Source organism: Bradyrhizobium sp. BWC-3-1, from assembly GCF_032917965.1.
GTDB lineage: Bacteria > Pseudomonadota > Alphaproteobacteria > Rhizobiales > Xanthobacteraceae > Bradyrhizobium > Bradyrhizobium canariense_D.
In genome coordinates this window covers 6,949,961-6,967,430 of record NZ_CP136625.1, presented here as the reverse complement: position 1 = coordinate 6,967,430, position 17,470 = coordinate 6,949,961, and the positions used below count along the sequence as shown (strand labels likewise).

Annotated in this window: 11 protein-coding genes and 1 pseudogene; 9 read left to right on the top strand and 3 right to left on the bottom strand. The window is 64.9% G+C overall.

Annotation, left to right across the window (positions count from 1 at the left end):
- Nucleotides 1-108: 108 nt before the first annotated feature.
- A complete protein-coding gene (locus tag RX329_RS33615) occupies nt 109-1,554 on the top strand; it encodes a cell wall hydrolase (RefSeq protein ID WP_085384909.1) in 1,446 nt (481 codons plus the stop codon).
- 4 nt (nt 1,555-1,558) lie between these two features.
- Here RX329_RS33615 and nadC read toward each other — a convergent pair whose 3' ends face one another.
- From nadC to nadA, 3 genes are read right to left on the bottom strand one after another with little or no spacing between them, the layout of a single operon-like run.
- Nucleotides 1,559-2,437 (bottom strand): carboxylating nicotinate-nucleotide diphosphorylase, encoded by an 879-nt coding sequence (gene nadC, locus RX329_RS33610; RefSeq protein ID WP_247299531.1) that lies wholly within the window; start codon nt 2,435-2,437, stop codon nt 1,559-1,561.
- 11 nt (nt 2,438-2,448) lie between these two features.
- Complete coding sequence (locus tag RX329_RS33605; protein WP_247338843.1) at nt 2,449-4,050, bottom strand: L-aspartate oxidase; 1,602 nt, start codon at nt 4,048-4,050, stop codon at nt 2,449-2,451.
- Between the two features lie 9 nt (nt 4,051-4,059).
- Nucleotides 4,060-5,166, bottom strand: coding sequence for a quinolinate synthase NadA (gene nadA, locus RX329_RS33600; RefSeq protein ID WP_247384304.1), 1,107 nt, complete (start codon nt 5,164-5,166; stop codon nt 4,060-4,062).
- A gap of 328 nt (nt 5,167-5,494) precedes the next feature.
- Between nadA and RX329_RS33595 the strand changes: the two genes are divergently transcribed.
- From RX329_RS33595 to RX329_RS33560, 8 genes and pseudogenes are all read left to right on the top strand, one after another.
- Nucleotides 5,495-6,748, top strand: a complete 1,254-nt coding sequence (locus RX329_RS33595; protein ID WP_085352605.1) for an MFS transporter — start codon at nt 5,495-5,497, stop codon at nt 6,746-6,748.
- A 40-nt stretch (nt 6,749-6,788) separates the two neighbouring features.
- Nucleotides 6,789-7,775, top strand: coding sequence for an MDR family oxidoreductase (locus RX329_RS33590; RefSeq protein ID WP_317244890.1), 987 nt, complete (start codon nt 6,789-6,791; stop codon nt 7,773-7,775).
- 112 nt (nt 7,776-7,887) lie between these two features.
- Nucleotides 7,888-8,487, top strand: a complete 600-nt coding sequence (locus RX329_RS33585) for a hypothetical protein (RefSeq protein WP_247298962.1) — start codon at nt 7,888-7,890, stop codon at nt 8,485-8,487.
- Nucleotides 8,488-8,645: 158 nt separating this feature from the next.
- Nucleotides 8,646-8,897, top strand: a complete 252-nt coding sequence (locus RX329_RS33580) for a DUF6894 family protein (protein ID WP_317244889.1) — start codon at nt 8,646-8,648, stop codon at nt 8,895-8,897.
- Between the two features lie 205 nt (nt 8,898-9,102).
- The gene (locus RX329_RS33575) at nt 9,103-10,836 is read left to right on the top strand and encodes a methyl-accepting chemotaxis protein (protein WP_240543332.1); all 1,734 of its coding nucleotides are present in this window, start codon (nt 9,103-9,105) and stop codon (nt 10,834-10,836) included.
- Nucleotides 10,837-11,251: 415 nt separating this feature from the next.
- Nucleotides 11,252-13,321, top strand: coding sequence for a methyl-accepting chemotaxis protein (locus tag RX329_RS33570; protein ID WP_247298958.1), 2,070 nt, complete (start codon nt 11,252-11,254; stop codon nt 13,319-13,321).
- Between the two features lie 206 nt (nt 13,322-13,527).
- Nucleotides 13,528-15,498 (top strand): annotated as a pseudogene (locus RX329_RS33565) (methyl-accepting chemotaxis protein).
- A gap of 281 nt (nt 15,499-15,779) precedes the next feature.
- On the top strand, nt 15,780-17,468 hold the full coding sequence (locus tag RX329_RS33560) for a methyl-accepting chemotaxis protein (protein WP_166517499.1): 1,689 nt from the start codon (nt 15,780-15,782) through the stop codon (nt 17,466-17,468).
- Nucleotides 17,469-17,470: the final 2 nt, after the last annotated feature.

Here is a 17,470-nt window from a genome sequence, read left to right as displayed (position 1 = left end):
GCCGATTAACGCCCCAGCAACCTAAATTAGATACTCACGATAAAGATCGAATTGCACGGATGTACTGCGGCTCGATTTTTCTAGCGTAAGCGTAGCGTGAGCGTATCGATGTTTTTGTTGCGTACCCATCCGAAGGGCGCGCGGTTCGCGTCCTTCGGCATCGGTCTCTGCATCTTCGCATTGATGCCGAGAGAGACCGGCTATCAGGACATTGCCTCGCTGCTGGCGCGCCAACCCGGCGTCGCGGAGCGTTGGCAGAAGCAGGTTTTCTCTGCTGCGTCCTCCATACAACTGGCCACTTACAGTTTTTCCCGGCCGATCGGCACTTCGGCTCCGCAGAGCGCGATGGTTCGTCTCGCGAGCCTCGACGTCACCGGCGCGATCAGCCGCAATCCGGCGCTGCAGGCGCCGCCCCGCTACCAGGCCGCCGATTTTCCCAAGGTCGATCGCTCCATGAAGGGTGACCGCCTCGCAACGGTCACACCGACGCAGGCTCCCGAAGCGGGCGCGCCGACGGCAGCGCCGACGCAGGAGGATCCCGCGACGTCGAACAGCTCGGTGTTCGGCGCCAAGACCGTCGCGCTGCCGCAGGCGATGTCGCCGGAATCCGCGGCCGCGCTGGATCCCGAACTCGCGGAGGCGCTGCGTGCGCCGCCGCTGCCGCAATACACCAATGCGCCACAAGCCAGCGACGCTGCGCGCTCGCTCGCGCTCCAGCCGCTCGAAGCGCTGAAGCAGGCCACCATTCCGGCTGCACCGCCGCGCGATCCGTTCCGGGTCAAGACCTCGAGCCTGTTCTTCGGCAGCTCCTCGCTCGGAGGCAACGTCGAGAGCATCGAGAGCTGGCAACCCGGTGCGGAGCCGCTGATCGTGATGCCCGACCCCGACATGAAGGTGACGGCGTCGCTATCGCCGCCGTCGGAGGATATTGCGAAGGATATCGAAAGCGGCGAGAGCGTCGCGCCGAAGGGTGAGGTCAACGTCGACAATCAGCGCGCCAGATCGCCGGCGGAACGGCTCGCGCTCGACGACAAGTCGCGCGCGAAGTCCGAAAAATGCCTCGCGGAGGCCGTCTATTTCGAGTCCCGCGGCGAGGCCGTGCGCGGTCAGATGGCGGTTGCGCAGGTGGTGATGAACCGCGTGTTCTCCGGCAAATACCCGGACACTGTGTGCGGCGCCGTCTATCAGAACAAGCACCGCCATCTCGCTTGCCAGTTCACCTTTGCCTGCGACAACAATGCCGACGTGATCCGCGAGCCCGAGATGTGGGACCGTGCGAAAAAGATCTCGAAGGCCATGCTCGACGGCCAGATCTGGCTGCCCGAGGTCGGCAAGTCCACGCACTACCACGCCTATTGGGTGCGCCCGTCCTGGGTCGCCGAGATGAAGAAGATGTACAAGACCGGCGTCCACACCTTCTATCGCCCACGCGCCTGGGGCGATGGCAGCGAAGAGCCGAGCTGGGGCACCCCGGCGCAGACCGCCGCGCTCTCCGCCGAGCTCACTCAGCAAGCCAAGAGCTCCGCCGAGATGGGCGCGACCGAGCGGCGGTAGCGCCTCACGCCTCGATATCCAGCGCGCAGTCGAAATTTGGCGCCGAATGCGTCAGCGCGCCGGATGAGGCGTAGTCGACGCCGGTCGCAGCGATGGCTGGGATCGAGTCCAGGGTGACACCGCCGGATGCCTCCAGCTTGAGGCGTCCCTCGTTGAGCCTGACGGCTTCGCGCAGCGTCGCAATATCCATGTTGTCGAGCAGCACGGCGTCGGCAAGGCCGGTGTCGAGCACCTCGCGCAACTGCGGAAGCGTGTCGACCTCGATCTCGATCTTGACGAGATGGCCGGCCTGGGCGCGGGCGCGCTCCAGCACGGGACGGATGCCGCCGGCGACCGCGATGTGGTTGTCCTTGATCAGGATCGCGTCGTCGAGCCCGAAGCGGTGATTGAAGCCGCCGCCGCAGCGTACCGCGTATTTCTCCAAGGCGCGCAGCCCGGGCGTGGTCTTTCGCGTGCAGCAGATTCTCATCCGGGTGCCCTCGGCGCGCGCAACGTAGTCCGCCGTGAGCGTCGCGACGCCCGACAGCCGGCCGACGAAATTCAGCGCGGTCCGCTCCGCCGTGAGGATGGCGCGTGCCGGCCCCGAGATCGTCAGCACCTGCTGCCCGCGGGCGACGCGCGCGGCGTCGCGAACATGTGCGCGTACCTCGATGTCGGGCGAAAGCTTTTGCAAGGTGGCGAGCGCCAGCGGCAAGCCGGCGATCACGCCGGACTGCCGTGCGACCAGGATCGCTTGCGCCTTCGTTGCCTCGGGGATCGTCGCAAGCGAGGTAATGTCGCCGACGCGGCCGAGATCCTCATCGAGCGCGCGGAGCACGGCCTCGTCGATCGCGAGCGGGGAGAGAAAGGCGTCGGGATAGAGCAGAGAGGTCGGGGTGATCATGGCAGACTCCGTCAGGCGATCATGGGTTGTGCGGTGCGCGGTGTCGGGCGTTCGCTCAGGCTGTCCGCGACCTCGCGTACTGCTGCGAGCGTCGTCATCGTGCGCTGCGCGAGGGCGGGTACGTCCGCGGCATGGTCGGAGCGGAAATGCGCGCCGCGGCTCTCGCGCCGGTTCCAGGCCGACGCCGCCACGAGCAGGGCTGCCGTTGCCATGTTGCGGACCGCGATGCTCGTGGCCTCTCGTTCGAGCGCGGCGAAGCTGCGAACCGCGTCCGCAAGCCCGTAACCGTCGCGGATCACGCCGACATGCGCGCTCATCAGCATCCGCAGCCGCTTCACGGCCGCAGCATCCGGTGCGCCGCCGCGCGGCGTCGCCGCGTCCGCAAGGCGGGCGGGCGAGGGGCTGGTGCGGCCGGCGATGTCATCGGCGATGCGTGCGGCGTAGACCACGGCCTCGAGCAGCGAATTCGACGCAAGCCGGTTCGCGCCATGCGCGCCGGTGGACGACACCTCGCCGCCGGCCCACAGCCCGTCGATCGAGCTGCGGCCGCGATGGTCGACCGCGATGCCGCCCATGTGGTAGTGCGCCGCCGGTGCGATCGGGATGGCCTGCGTGGCGGGATCGATGCCAGCGGCCATGCAGCTTGCATGAACCGTCGGGAATCTGTCGCCAAAACGTGCGCCCAGCGCTTGCCGCGCATCGAGAAAGGCGCCGCGCCCGGCCGAGATCTCCGCGAACACGCCGCGGGCCACGATGTCGCGCGGAGCGAGCTCGGCGAGCGGATGGCGCGCCGCCATGAAATGCTCGCCACGGCCGTTGATCAGCGTCGCGCCTTCACCGCGCAGCGCTTCGGTGGCGAGCGGCGCGGGATCGCGACCGACCATGATGGCGGTCGGGTGAAATTGCACGAACTCGGGATCTGCGATCACCGCGCCCGCGCGTGCGGCGATCGCAAGGCCGGATCCGCTGGCCTCGCGCGGATTGGTGGTGACAGCATAGAGATGGCCAATGCCGCCCGTGGCCAGCACCACCGTCCGCGCGGCGAGTAGGATCGGCCGTGCGGCGAAATTGTCGGCTTCGCTCAACTGAAGGCCGGTGACGGCGCCGTCCTCGGTCAACAGCGCTTCGGCGACGAATCCTTCGATCAGCCGGATCGACGGCGTGCGCCGCACGGCATCGCTCAGCGCCGCGATGATGGCGGCGCCCGCGCCATCGCCACGCACATGTACGATACGCCGCGCCGAGTGTGCGGCCTCGCGCCCGACTGCGAGCCTGCCTTCGAGATCGCGGTCGAACGGCACGCCATAGGCGAGAAGGTCGTGAATTCGCGGTGCCGCCTCGCGCGCGATCCCGAGTGCGATGGCTTCGTCGACTATGCCGCCGCCGACCGCAATCGTATCCGCGGCATGCGCTTCCGGCGTATCGCCGTCGGCCACGGCCGCGGCGATGCCGCCTTGCGCCCATGCGGACGACGCGCCCTGTCCAAGCGGCGCAGCCGAGATCAATGTCACCGGCCGCGGCGCGAGTTTTAGCGCGCAGAACAATCCGGCAAGGCCGCCGCCGACGATGATGACGTCGTCGGAGCGGGGGAGCGTGTTGATGTTGTTTGTCATGGCTTTATCTCAATTCTTCAAATTGATCATCCGCACGACCGAGCGCCTCGCGCGTTCCGCGAGCGCGGGATCGATCGTCACTTCCTCGCGAAGCGTCAGCAGGCTCTCCAGAATGTTGGCGAGCGTGATGCGTTTCATGTGCGGGCAGATGTTGCAGGGGCGCAGCATCTCCACATCGGGCAGCTCGGCGCGGACATTGTCGGCCATCGAGCATTCCGTGATCATCACCAGCCGCCGCGGCCGCCGCTCGCGCACCCAGTTGATCATGTGCGCGGTCGAGCCCGTGAAATCGGCCTCGGCCAGCACGTCCGGCGGGCATTCGGGATGAGCGATGATCTGCACGGAGGGATCGGCCTCGCGGTAGCTGCGCAGCTCGGCGCCAGTGAAACGCTCGTGCACCTCGCAGGCGCCCTTCCAGGCAATGATCTTCACGTCGGTCTTCGAGGCCACGTAAGTGGCGAGATAGCGGTCGGGCAGGAAGATCACGCTTGGTGCGCCGAGGCTTTCGACCACCTGCACCGCGTTCGACGAGGTGCAGCAGATATCGACCTCGGCCTTCACCTCCGCGGAGGTGTTGACATAGGCAACGACAGGCACGCCGGGGAATTTTTCGCGGAGCAGGCGGACGTCGGCGCCGGTGATGCTGGCAGCGAGCGAGCAGCCGGCGCGCGTATCAGGAATAAGCACCGTCTTGTCCGGATTGAGCAGTTTCGACGTCTCCGCCATGAAGTGCACGCCGCACTGGACGATGATGCCGGCCTTCACCCTGGTGGCTTCGACCGCGAGCTGGAGCGAATCACCGCCGATGTCGGCGACGCAGTGGAAGATCTCCGGCGTCTGGTAATTGTGCGCGAGGATCACCGCGCCCCGGGCCTGCTTCAGCTCGTTGATCGCCTTGATCGTCGGGGCCATCAGCGGCCATTCGATCGGCGGGATGACACGTTTCACGCGCTCGTAAAGCGGTGCGGTGGCTCGCTCGACCTCCGGCGTCCATTCCAGTGAAGGCATCGGCAGCGAAGGTCCGGTTCGCGACTGCTTGGCCTGTGCCGGGGTGATGACGTGGCCCTGCGGCCGGTTGGCAAAGTCGTCGGGGCCGTAAATTCCAGTTAGCGGCATCCAAGCCTCCCGTGCATGTCATTTGTACTCATTTTGAGCATATATAAAGCCTGAGAAATCCGGCCGACAGGCCGGGGGATCATTCGATATGCTCGATATGAGCAAATATAAAATAACACGTCGTGTTGGGAGCCGCCAGATCTTGCCGCACACGTTTCCGTTAAGTCGCGCCCGGCGCGTCGGCTGAGGCCGCGAGGAAATGCAATGCTCCCGCGCCAGCTCTTCGCGGAATGCAATCGTTTTTGACTTGGGGTTTCCATGCAGATGCATTAAACGAGCTGGCTCGCGGCCGCCATTTGCGAATCCGCGACCACGCACGAGGAACAGCATGTCGATACAGATGGGTGAGCTCGGTTCGGTCTCCCGTTCCTCCTCCTGGCGCACGCCGGCGATCATCATTCTCTGCGGCTGCGCGATCGGGATGCTCGGGTTCGGCCCGCGCTCGGCGCTGGGCTTCTTCGTACAGCCGATGAGCCATGAATATGCCTGGGGCCGCGACGTGTTCGGCCTCGCGATCGCGTTTCAGAATTTGCTGTGGGGACTGGGCCAGCCCGTCGCCGGCGCGGTCGCCGATCGCTTCGGCCTGTTCCGGGTGATGTGCGTCGGCGCTCTGCTCTATGCCGGGGGCTTGCTCCTGATGCGCTACTCATCGACGCCGCTGTCGCTCAACATCGGCGCTGGTGTCATGGTCGGCTTCGGTCTCGCCGGCTGCTCGTTCAATCTGGTGCTCTCGGCCTTCACCAAGCTCTTGCCGGCCGAGAAGCGCGGCCTTGCGCTCGGCGCCGGCACTGCGGCGGGATCGTTCGGGCAATTCCTGTTCGCGCCGATCGGTGTGGCCCTGATCGACAATTTCGGCTGGCAGCAGGCGCTCACCGTGTTCGGCTTCCTGATGCTGCTGATCATCCCGTTGTCGCTGGCGCTCTCGACGCCGCCGGTCGCAAGCGCGGCAAATGCGGCGCCTGCGGACCAGCAGACCTTCACCAAAGCGCTCGCGGAAGCCTTCGGCCATCGCTCCTACGTGCTGCTTGTCCTCGGCTTCTTCACCTGCGGCTTCCAGCTTGCCTTCATCACGGTGCATCTGCCGGCCTTCCTGGTCGATAGCGGCATCTCCACGCAGATCGGCGGCTGGGTGATCGCGGCGATCGGCCTGTTCAACATCATGGGATCGCTCAGCGTCGGCTATCTCCAGAACAGCCTGCCCAAGCGCTACATCCTCTCGACCATCTATTTCACCCGCGCGCTTGCGACGCTTGCCTTCATCTCGTTTCCGATCACGCCGTTCTCGGCGATTGCGTTCGGCGCGGTCTCCGGCCTGACCTGGCTGTCGACCGTGCCACCGACCTCGGCACTGGTCGCGATCATGTTCGGCACGCGCTGGTTCGCCACGCTCTATGGCTTCGCCTTCGTCAGCCATCAGGTCGGCGGCTTCCTCGGCGTCTGGCTCGGCGGCATCGTGTTCGAGCGGTTCGGTTCCTACACGCCGATCTGGTGGCTCTCGATCCTGTTCGGCGTGCTCTCGGCGCTGATCAATCTTCCGATCGTGGAGAAACCGGTCCAGCGGACGGTTGCGCAGCCTGCCTGATCGGCTAAACATCCCCTGAAACAAGTCAGGGAGTTTTGCTGTGGCGACGTTCAAGGCGATCCGGATCGACAAGGCGGACAAGGGCACCACCGCGCAGCTCACGCAGTTCGACGAAGCCGAACTGATGGAGGGCGACGTCACCGTCCGCGTGGAATGGTCGACGTTGAACTACAAGGACGGCCTTGCGCTCACCGACAAGGCGCCGGTGGTGCGCCGCTTCCCGATGATTGCCGGCATCGACTTCGCCGGCACCGTCGAGCAGTCCTCGCATCCGCAATGGAAGGCGGGCGATAAGGTCGTCTGCACCGGCTGGGGCATGGGCGAGACCCATCTTGGCGCCTATGCCGAGAAGGCGCGGGTGAAAGGCGACTGGCTGGTCGCTCTTCCGCAGGGCCTATCGGCGCGCGACGCCATGGCGATCGGCACTGCCGGCTTCACCGCGATGCTGTCCGTGCTGGCGCTGGAGAAGCACGGAGTGTCGCCGAACAGCGGTCCGGTCGTGGTGACGGGGGCTGCAGGCGGCGTCGGCTCGGTTGCGACCGCCGTGCTCTCGAAGCTCGGCTATCACGTCATCGCCTCCACCGGACGTGCGTCCGAAGCGGACTATCTGAAACAGATCGGCGCGGCTGAGGTGATCGACCGCAACGAATTGTCGGCGGCCGCCAAGCCCATCGCCAAGGAGCGCTGGGCGGGCGGCGTCGACAGCGTCGGCTCGACCACGCTCGCAAACCTGCTGTCGATGACGAAGTACGGCGGCGCGATCGCGGCCTGCGGCTTGGCTGCCGGCATGGACCTGCCGTCTTCCGTCGCACCCTTCATTTTGCGCGGGGTGTGCCTTCTCGGCATCGATTCCGTGATGTGCCCGATCGAGCCGCGGAAAGCTGCCTGGCAACGCCTGGCGTCCGATCTGGACCGGTCAAAACTAGCTGAAATTACTCACGAAATTCCGCTTTCTGAAGTTCCGGAGTGGGGCGCGAAAATCCTCGCCGGCCAGGTCCGCGGTCGCACCGTTGTAAAAATTGTCTAACGGCGTTCAGACTTTACCAACCATGCTGCTTCAATGTCGCCATGGTTAGTATGGTAAGCAGCAGGTAAAGAGATAAGGCATAGCCCGCTGCGGGGTTGGTTCGGAGTTGAGCATGCTTGCGCGTATTGTGTTGGGGGCGGTCACGGCGGTAGCGACGCTTACGCCGGCCATTGCTGGAAGCATGAACGCCGATGAGGCGCGCCGCTTCGTCGCCGGGAAGGTGTTTGCTTTCACCTGCTTTGACGGCACCCGGGGCGCGGGCCGCATCATGGACGACCTCGGCGCCGCCGGCGCCGTGCAGTTCTCGGGTGCAGGTCCGGTGAAACATCTCCGCCTGCCCGGCAACACGCTGCAGATCCGCGGCCAGAACGTCTGCGCCTCGATCAAGGGCATTCCGTTCGAGCCCTGTTTCAACCTTGAAAAGACCGACGATCGCAGTTTCCGCGGCTCGGTATCGGGGATGGGCTTCGCCTATTGCGACTTCCATCACCAGGGCGGCAACCAGATGCTGATGGCGCGGGCCGTCGCGCGGCCGCGCTCGCTGCGCACCTCGGAACACACGGGTTCGGTCGGCACGCCCAACACCGAAGTCGCCGCGCGTGTCGAGACCCCGCGCGTCGAGAGTAGCCGGCTCGAGCCGGTGAAGCCGCAAGTTAGATCGGAGCCCGCCAGGGACGACGCCCCGCTGGAGCTGCGCCGCTCGACCCAGTGAGTTGGCTGCGCGCGTCCGCGCACTTTGTCGTTGAGAGCTGCCATCAGACACGAAGCCGCCGCGCCGTAGTCATACGGACGGCGGCTTTCATGCGTTGGTAGCTGTTCGCGCCCAGTTTGCGTACGGCCGGGGGCGCGGCCCGATAAAAGGGTTCAACGATGTCGCTGTACTTCTTCCGAATCAGCACGGGCCGCTATTCCGGTGTTGCCGACCAGCCATATGAGTTCGAGGACCGCGCCGCGGCCTGGACCGAGATGACCGAAGTCTGTGCCAATTTGCTCGGCGGCATCTCGCGCGGCCTGAAACAGAACGCCGAATGGCGCATGGAGCTGCTCGACGAGAACAAGGAGCCGGTGTTCCGGATCAGCTTGATTGGCGAGAGCCAAAAGGCCCTTGGTCGCACTGGCTAGAAATCGGGCATCCTACCGCCGCGTGTGGTTAACCTGTTAAGCGCGCGGACCGTGCCGTTTTTCAAGGGATTTTCCGGTAAGTCCGGTATTTGTCCGGGGGATCGTTAACCAGATCACCACACCTGAAGCTCAGTTTTTAGGCAAGGGCGATCAACGCCGAGGGCGGCCGACAATGACTTGGCCGCGCAACCCGGGAAACGCCCTCATGTCGAGACTCATCCAGAATCTGCAAATCGGTACCAAGCTCGCGCTAGCTTCGGCGTTCGGCGTTGTTCTCGTCGGCGCCATGATCGCGAGCCAGGTCATCGGCAACAACAACGTGCGGCATTCCAACCAGGCCGCGCTTGCGCAGCAGGAATTGGTGCGCGAGGCTACCGAAGCCAAGCTTGGGATACGCGGCTTGCAACTCGCCGTACGGGACATGCGTCTCGCCAACAATCAGGGTGACTTGCAAAAGGCGAGCGAGCTTCTGCTGGAGCGGTCGAAAGCACTGAACGGCGTTGTCGATTCCATGCTCAGGTTGTCGCACGCCCCGGAAAACCGCGCGCGGATGGAGAAGCTCAAGTCTACGTCGGCCGATTACCTGAAGGGCGCGCAGCAGAACGCCTCTGTTCGCAGCGAGGCTATTGCGGTTGCGGCCACGGACCCCGTCCGCGCCGCCAAGATTTCCGAGGAAGGCGCGCGCCAGATCCGCGAGGTGACGCTGCCGCTTGCCACACAGCTGGACAATTTGACCAGCGAGATTGCCGATTTCGCCAAGCACAAGAGCGATGAAGAAATCGCTGCCGCGAGCCAGGAGATGGCCGTGAGCGAGCGTCTCGGCATGGTGGTCGGTGCGTGCGCCGTGCTCGTCCTCATCGGTTCGTGGCTGATGTCCTTCCTGACCATCGCGCGGCCGATCCGCGCGCTCACGGTTGCCATGGACAAGCTCGCTGGTGGTGACTTCTCTGTTGTCCTGCCGGGTCTCGGCCGCAAGGACGAGGTCGGCGGTGTCGCCGCGGCCGTCGAGAAATTCAAGGTCGTGTCGGAGCAGAAGGCGCGCCAGGAAGCGGAAGCCAAGATGCGGCAGGACCAGGTGGCGGCCGAGCAGCGCAAGGCCGATATGCGCAAGCTTGCTGATAGTTTCGAAGGCGCCGTCGGCGAGATCGTCGATACGGTGTCGTCGGCCGCGACGGAGCTCGAGGCTTCGGCCTCGACGTTGACCTCGACGGCGGAGCGGGCACAGGAACTGACGATAGTTGTGGCTGCGGCCTCCGAGGAGGCGTCGACCAACGTGCAATCGGTGGCGTCGGCCACGGAAGAGCTGTCGTCTTCAATTACGGAGATTAGCCGCCAAGTGCAGGAATCGGCGCGGGTCGCGAGCGAGGCGGTTACCCAAGCCCGAACCACGACCGACCGTGTCGGAGAATTGTCCAAGGCGGCGGCTCGCATTGGCGACGTGGTCGAGCTGATCAACACCATCGCCGGCCAGACCAACCTGCTGGCGCTTAATGCCACCATCGAGGCGGCACGCGCCGGCGAGGCCGGTCGCGGTTTTGCGGTGGTGGCTTCCGAAGTGAAGGCGCTTGCCGAGCAGACCGCGAAGGCGACCGGCGAGATCGGCCAGCAGATTTCCGGCATTCAGGCCGCGACGCAGGACTCCGTCGCCGCCATCAGCGCCATCAGCAACACCATTGAAAAGCTGTCCGAGATATCGTCCACGATCGCGGCGGCCGTCGAGGAGCAGGGCGCGGCGACGCAGGAGATCTCGCGCAACGTGCAGCAGGCGGCCGAAGGCACCCATCAGGTCTCGTCCAACATCACCGACGTGCAGCGCGGTGCAGGCGAAACCGGCTCGGCATCGTCGCAGGTGCTGGCAGCCGCGCGGTCATTGTCCGGCGACAGCAACCGCCTCAAGCTCGAGGTCGGCAAGTTCCTCGACACCGTGCGCGCCGCCTAAGAACCTCGTTCCAGACAGTTCGGAAGACGCCCTGCCTCCTCAGGCGGGCGTTTTTGCATGCTGATCTTCGCCGCGAACGTCTCGCGCATGACTTCGGCGAACGTCGGCTGCAAAAGCAAACAGTGGCGACCTCAAGCTGAAATTTACAACTTTCTGGCGAGATTATCTCTTCCATTTCAACTGTTTGGGTTGAAATCTCAGTATTTCTCCGAGCCCTCCCGTTAACCAGAATGAGTAACCCCAAGGAATAGATTCTCCGGCAAGGGCGATCAACGTCCATGCAGCCGGCAAGGACTTGGCTGCGTGTTTCCTTTGGGGGAAACGTACCATGTTGAGCCCTGCTCATCATCAGCAGGTCCGAACTCAGTCCGCCAGCGCGTGGAGTCGGCTCGGACATGTTCGGATCGGCACGATCTTGCCGATCATCATCTCTGCCCTGGTCTTGCTTGGGTTGGCCTCGGCCGGATTCATCGCCTATGAGGCCGTCCTCAAGAGGCGAGAGTCCGAGGCATTCCTGAAGGTCAATGCAGTTGCCCAACTGCTGCTGCGCAGCGCAGGACATTGGGCGATTGAACGCGGGCTGACCAACGCCGTGCTGAAGTCTCCTGATGTCGTCAGTCCCGAGCGCCGTGCGGAAATCGCAAAGGCGCGCGCGACGGCCGACGAGGCCTTTCGCCAAGCCGTCCTCGATATCAGCGCGATTCCCGAAATGACGGCGGGGCAAAGACAGATTGCGGACGCAGCGACGAAATTCGAGGCGCTGCGTCTCCTGCGTGAGAAAGCCGACGCGGGAATGTCGCGCTCGCGCGTTGAACGCGAGCCTGACCTCGTAGATGGCTTCGCGCCAACGATTACGGAGGTGATCGACGTCGCGAGCAACCGCTTGCGGCTGACGCTCGAAACACTCACCAGCCCGCCCGTGGCAAGGCTGGCCCAGCTCATCGGCTTGCGACATCTGACAGCTCAGATGGCCGAGAATGCCGGAAGGGAGCGGGCCCTGCTGGCTGGGGTCGTCGGTGCGCGCGCGAAGCTCGGGATGGAGGGCTATGAGCGCCTTTCGGCGCTGCGGGCCAAGGTCGAACTCGCATGGGACACGGTATTGCCGGTGCGGCTGCGTTCGGACCTCGCCCTGCAGATCGGCGAGGCGATGACGGAGGTCGAGAAATCCTATTTTGGTGCCTACGGTGAAACGCGGGTGACTGTGCTCGCCGGTGGCGAAGGCGGGGACTACAGAATCACGGGACCCGAGTACTTCACGCGGGCCACCGCCGGCATCAATGCAGTGCTGAAGCTCGGTGAAGCCATTGGCGCGGCCGCTGACCGCGAAGCCACGATGCAGGCAGAGGTCAGCACTCGTAATTTTGTTTTCACAGTTGTGTTGCTCTGCGCCTCGGTGATGCTCGCTGGCCTCAGTTTCTGGATCACCTTTGGCCGGATCCTCAAGCCGCTTTCAGCCATTTCGGTTGCGATGCGTGGGCTCGCCAATGGCGACTTCACGACGGTCGTGCCTGGCACCTGCCGAGGTGACGAGGTCGGCGAGATGGCGCGGACCGTTGAAGTCTTCAAGCAAAACGGCCTCGAAGTCGAACGCATGCGCGGCGATCACGCTGCGGCCGAGAGGCGGGCAGCCGAGCAGCGCAAGGCGGAGATGCGGAAGCTGGCCGACGGCTTCGAAGCCGCGATCGGGGAGATCGTCGACACCGTCTCCTCGGCCGCGACCGAGCTCGAAGCCTCGGCGTCGACCCTCACATCGACCGCGGAGCGAGGGCAGCAGCTCACGACCATGGTTGCTGCGGCCTCGGAGGAGGCGTCCACCAACGTGCAAGCGGTGGCGTCGGCCACCGAGGAGCTGTCGTCTTCTATCACCGAGATCAGCAGGCAGGTGCAGGAATCGGCCCGCGTGGCCAACGAAGCTGTCGGCCAGGCGCGTGTCACCACTGAGCGCGTCAGCGAATTGTCCAGGGCGGCGACGCGGATCGGCGACGTGGTCGAGCTGATCAACACCATCGCGGGTCAGACCAATCTCCTGGCGCTCAACGCGACCATCGAGGCCGCGCGCGCCGGCGAAGCCGGTCGCGGCTTTGCGGTTGTGGCCTCCGAGGTCAAGGCACTCGCCGAACAGACCGCGAAGGCCACTGGCGAGATCGGGCAGCAGATCGCCAGCATCCAGACCGCGACCGAGCATTCGGTCGGCGCAATCAAGGACATCAGCGGCACTATCGAGAAGCTCTCGGAGATTTCCTCTACCATCGCGGCTGCCGTGGAAGAGCAGGGCGCGGCGACACAGGAAATCTCCCGCAACGTGCAGCAGGCGGCGGAAGGCACCCATCAGGTCTCGGCCAACATCACCGATGTGCAGCGCGGCGCGAACGAGACCGGCTCGGCGTCGTCGCAGGTGCTGGCGGCGGCCCAGTCGCTCTCTGGCGACAGCAACCGCCTCAAGCTCGAGGTCGGCAACTTCCTCGATACCGTGCGCGCAGCATGACGCGGTCGCCGTCACCAATCATCGATCGACTACAACCGCCGCGCGAAGACGCGCGGTGGTTCGCATGCGTTCGCAGTTGGATGTCGCGACGCGATGAGCCGCACGGTTAACCTTCCGGAAAACCGATGCAGTCATGATCTCCGCAATATTCCGGGTGCCGAGTCGCCCTCCTCGTATTGCGTATCAATCGTATTGGAGCACATTCCATGAGTGGCCCTTCCATTCGTCTCACCCATAAGGTCATGGCGATCGGACTGTTCGGATTGTTGGGTCTCGTCGCCTTCGGCGCGATCTACGAGATCGGCAGTCTCTCCCAGGACGCCTCCCGCGAGGTTGCCAACCGCGCTCGTGCGATCGCTGACCTCGACAAGCAGCTCTCGATCGAGATGCTGGAGGCCCGCCGCAACGAGAAGAACTTTCAGCAGCGCCGCAACGAGAGCTACGCCAAGGCACATGCCGAATTGATCGGGCCGATCAATCGCGACTTCGACGAGGTGGAGCGGCTGATGTCGGCCGGCGGCTTGGGCGCGCTGTCCGACCGGATGAAGCAGGCTCAGGACGGCTTCAAGCGATACGCGTCGGACTTCGGCGCATCGGTGGCCGCGGAGACCCGGCTCGGCCTAAACGAGACTCTGGGCCTCTCCGGCTCGCTCCGCGCCGCCGTGCACGACATTGAGGCCAAGCTCAAGGAGATCGACGATCCCAGGTCCACGAGCTGGATGCTGATGATGCGCCGGCACGAGAAGGACTTCATGCTGCGGCGCGACCCAAAATACATCGCCGAGATGAAGAAGGCCGCGGTCGAATTCTCCAAGGCGATAGAGGTCGTCGCAATCCCTACGGCAGTGATGAACGACATCACAGCCAAGCTGCAGAAATATCAATCCGAGTTCACGGCGTGGGTGGAGACGGCGCAGCAAACTGCGGCCCTCGACGCCAGCATGATGAAAACGTTCCGTGGGTTAGAACCGAGCATGATCGAGGTGCGCAGCACAGTCGAAGACCTCTACAGGAAGGCCGACGTTGCGGAAGCTGCGACCCGCGATGCCGTGCGCATGTGGATGATGGTCGCCTTCGCCATTGCCGTCGTCGTGCTCGCCGCGGTGGGGTTCCTTCTGGGACGTTCGATCTCGAAGGCGCTTGCCGGCATGGTCGGCGCGATGACGCGGCTTGCGCGCGGCGAGCTTTCGATATCCGTTCCGGGCATCGGGCGCAAAGACGAGATCGGCGAGATGGCCGGTGCCGTCGAGGTGTTCAGGACCAATATGGCGTAGGCCGAGCGGCTGCGCACCGAGCAGGTCGAAGCTGAGGCGCGCGGGCGCCAGCAGCGCAAGGCCGACATGCACCGGCTCGCCGATACTTTCGAAGGCGCGGTCGGCGAGATCATCGATACTGTTTCGTCGGCGGCAACCGAGCTGGAGGCCTCGTCAAATACGCTGACGCAGGCTGCCGAGCGCGGCAACGGGCTTGCCACGGTCGTGGCGGCCGCCTCCGAAGAGGCCTCCGCGAACGTGCAGTCGGTGTCTGCAGCGAGCGAGGAAATGACCTCCTCGATCTCCGAGATCAGCCGTCAGGTGCAGGAATCGGCCCGTGTCGCCGACGTGGCGGTCGGGCAGGCCCAGCGCACCAATGCACGCGTCGCCGAACTGTCGAAGGCCGCCGCCCGCATCGGCGACGTGGTCGAACTGATCAACACCATCGCCGCCCAGACCAACCTGCTGGCGCTCAACGCGACGATCGAGGCGGCGCGTGCCGGCGAGGCCGGCCGCGGCTTTGCCGTGGTCGCTTCCGAAGTGAAGGCGCTCGCCGAGCAGACTGCGAAGGCCACGGGCGAGATCGGCCAGCACATCGGCGCGATCCAGACTGCGACGGAAGACTCCGCCGGTGCGATCAAGGAGATCGGCGACACCATCGCGCGGATGTCGGAGATCTCGTCAACCATCGCCGCCGCGGTCGAGGAACAGGGTGCCGCCACGCAAGAGATCTCCCGCAACATCCAGCACGCCGCGAATGGCACCTCCGAAGTCTCGGCGAACATCGGCGATGTCCAGCGTGGCGCAGGCGAAACCGGGGCGGCCTCGGCGCAGGTGCATTCGGCTGCGCAATCGCTGTCGCAGGAGAGCCACCGGCTGAAGAGCGAGGTCGCGCGCTTCCTGGATTCGGTACGGGCGGCGTGACAGCCGTCGCCTTCCGCACATTGCGTCGCAAGTGGACAGGTCGCGTCGCAGCATCAGTTGGCTGTGCAGCTGCACAGTTGGTTGCGGGAGAAATAACGACCGTCAGCGCTGTCCCGTAATTTTACGTAGGGCCCTGTTAACGCCTGCTTGCGACTATGTGTGCAATCTTACGGGACAAGAACCAGCCAGCATTGTTGAACTGACCTCCGTCTCGCCATCTTCGTGGCGGTTTGCGGCGCGGACAATTTGCGCGTTGCCAGGTAACATTGGGATTTGTCGTGATGTCGAAATTGTCGATCGTCTTCAAGCTTCTGGCCGTGTTGTCGGTCCTGGTCCTTTCGCTCGCCGGCGTTGGCGTGACGGCGATCGGCACCATGCAGAACATCAATTCCCATACGGTCGAGATCGCGGAGAGTTGGCTGCCCAGCGTGCGCGCGCTCGGCTCGCTTCGCGCCGACATCAACGAGCTGCGCGTCGCGCTCCGTCTGCATCTGATGCAGGACAGCGTTGAGGGCAAGGACGCCGCCGAGAAGCGCTTGGCCTCGCTGCGCGCGCGCATCGACCAGACCCGCAAGGTCTACGAGCCGCTGATCACTTCCGCCGAGGAGCGCTCGCTCTATGGGCAATGGAGCACGGCGTGGGCCGAGTATCTGAACGGCGTGCAGGACGTGATGGCACTGTCGCGCAAGGGCGTTGGCCGTTTCCCGGTCGACGCCAACGAGCTGCTGCAGACCAAGGTTGCGAAGATGGCCCAGGCCGCCGATCCCCTGCTCCAAAAGGGCATCGAGCTCAACAACCGCGGTGCCGAGCTTGAGACGAAGCAGGCCGCCGACAGCTACGCCATGATCTTCCGCGTGCTGGTCGGCATCATCGTGCTCTCGGTCGTAATCGCGATCGGCGCCGCCTATTATCTCGTGCGCGACGTTTCTCGCGGCATTGCCTCAATCATCCGCCCGATGCAGTCGCTCGGCGAGGGCGACCTCTCGGCCGACGTTCCGCATCGCGGCGAGAAGACCGAAATCGGTTCGATGGCAGATGCGCTGCAGATCTTCAAGGAGGCGCTGATCGCCAAGAAGGCCGCCGACGAGGCCGCTGCGCGCGACGCCGAAGTCAAGATCGAACGCGGTCGCCGCGTCGATGCCATCACCCGCAAGTTCGAAGCCATGATCGGCGAGGTGGTCGGGACCGTCTCCTCGGCCTCGACCGAGCTCGAGGCCTCCGCCTCGACGCTGACCAACACCGCGCAGCGCGGACAGGAACTCGCGACCGTCGTCGCAGCCGCCTCCGAGGAAGCCTCGACCAACGTCCAGGCGGTGGCATCCGCTTCGGAGGAGCTGTCGTCCTCCATCACCGAGATCAGCCGCCGCGTGCAGGATTCGGCGCGGATGGCGGCGGAGGCCGTCGAGCAAGCGGCGCGGACCAACGACCGTGTCAATGCGCTGTCGCAGGCGGCGTCCCGCATCGGCGACGTCGTCGAGCTCATCAACACCATCGCGGGCCAGACCAATCTGCTGGCGCTGAACGCGACCATCGAGGCCGCGCGTGCCGGCGATGCGGGCCGCGGATTCGCGGTCGTCGCCTCCGAGGTCAAGGCGCTGGCCGAGCAGACCGCGAAAGCGACCGGTGAGATCGGGGCGCAGGTCTCGGGTATCCAGGCGGCGACGCAGGAATCGGTCAGTGCCATCCAGGAGATCGGCGGCACCATCGAGCGGCTCTCCGAGGTGGCTGCGGCCATTGCCGCCGCCGTCGAGGAGCAGGGCGCGGCCACGCAGGAAATCTCGCGTAACGTGCAGCAGGCCTCGGTCGGCACGCAGGAGGTCTCGTCGAACATCACCAACGTGCAGCGCGGTGCGATCGAGACCGGCGAGGCTTCGACCGAGGTATTGTCGGCGGCGAAATCGCTGGCGACCGACAGCACCCGTCTCAAGGTCGAGGTCGCGCAGTTCCTGGAATCGGTTCGCGCGGCCTGACG

Excerpts from the sequence above, each read along its gene's own strand:
- RX329_RS33605 (WP_247338843.1), bottom strand. The coding sequence starts at position 4,050 with ATGACAAACAACATCAACACGCTCCCCCGCTCCGACGACGTCATCATC.
- RX329_RS33615 (WP_085384909.1), top strand. The coding sequence starts at position 109 with ATGTTTTTGTTGCGTACCCATCCGAAGGGCGCGCGGTTCGCGTCCTTC.
- RX329_RS33560 (WP_166517499.1), top strand. The coding sequence starts at position 15,780 with ATGTCGAAATTGTCGATCGTCTTCAAGCTTCTGGCCGTGTTGTCGGTC.
- RX329_RS33575 (WP_240543332.1), top strand. The coding sequence starts at position 9,103 with ATGTCGAGACTCATCCAGAATCTGCAAATCGGTACCAAGCTCGCGCTA.
- RX329_RS33580 (WP_317244889.1), top strand. The coding sequence starts at position 8,646 with ATGTCGCTGTACTTCTTCCGAATCAGCACGGGCCGCTATTCCGGTGTT.
- RX329_RS33595 (WP_085352605.1), top strand. The coding sequence starts at position 5,495 with ATGTCGATACAGATGGGTGAGCTCGGTTCGGTCTCCCGTTCCTCCTCC.
- RX329_RS33585 (WP_247298962.1), top strand. The coding sequence starts at position 7,888 with ATGCTTGCGCGTATTGTGTTGGGGGCGGTCACGGCGGTAGCGACGCTT.
- nadA (WP_247384304.1), bottom strand. The coding sequence starts at position 5,166 with ATGCCGCTAACTGGAATTTACGGCCCCGACGACTTTGCCAACCGGCCG.
- nadC (WP_247299531.1), bottom strand. The coding sequence starts at position 2,437 with ATGATCACCCCGACCTCTCTGCTCTATCCCGACGCCTTTCTCTCCCCG.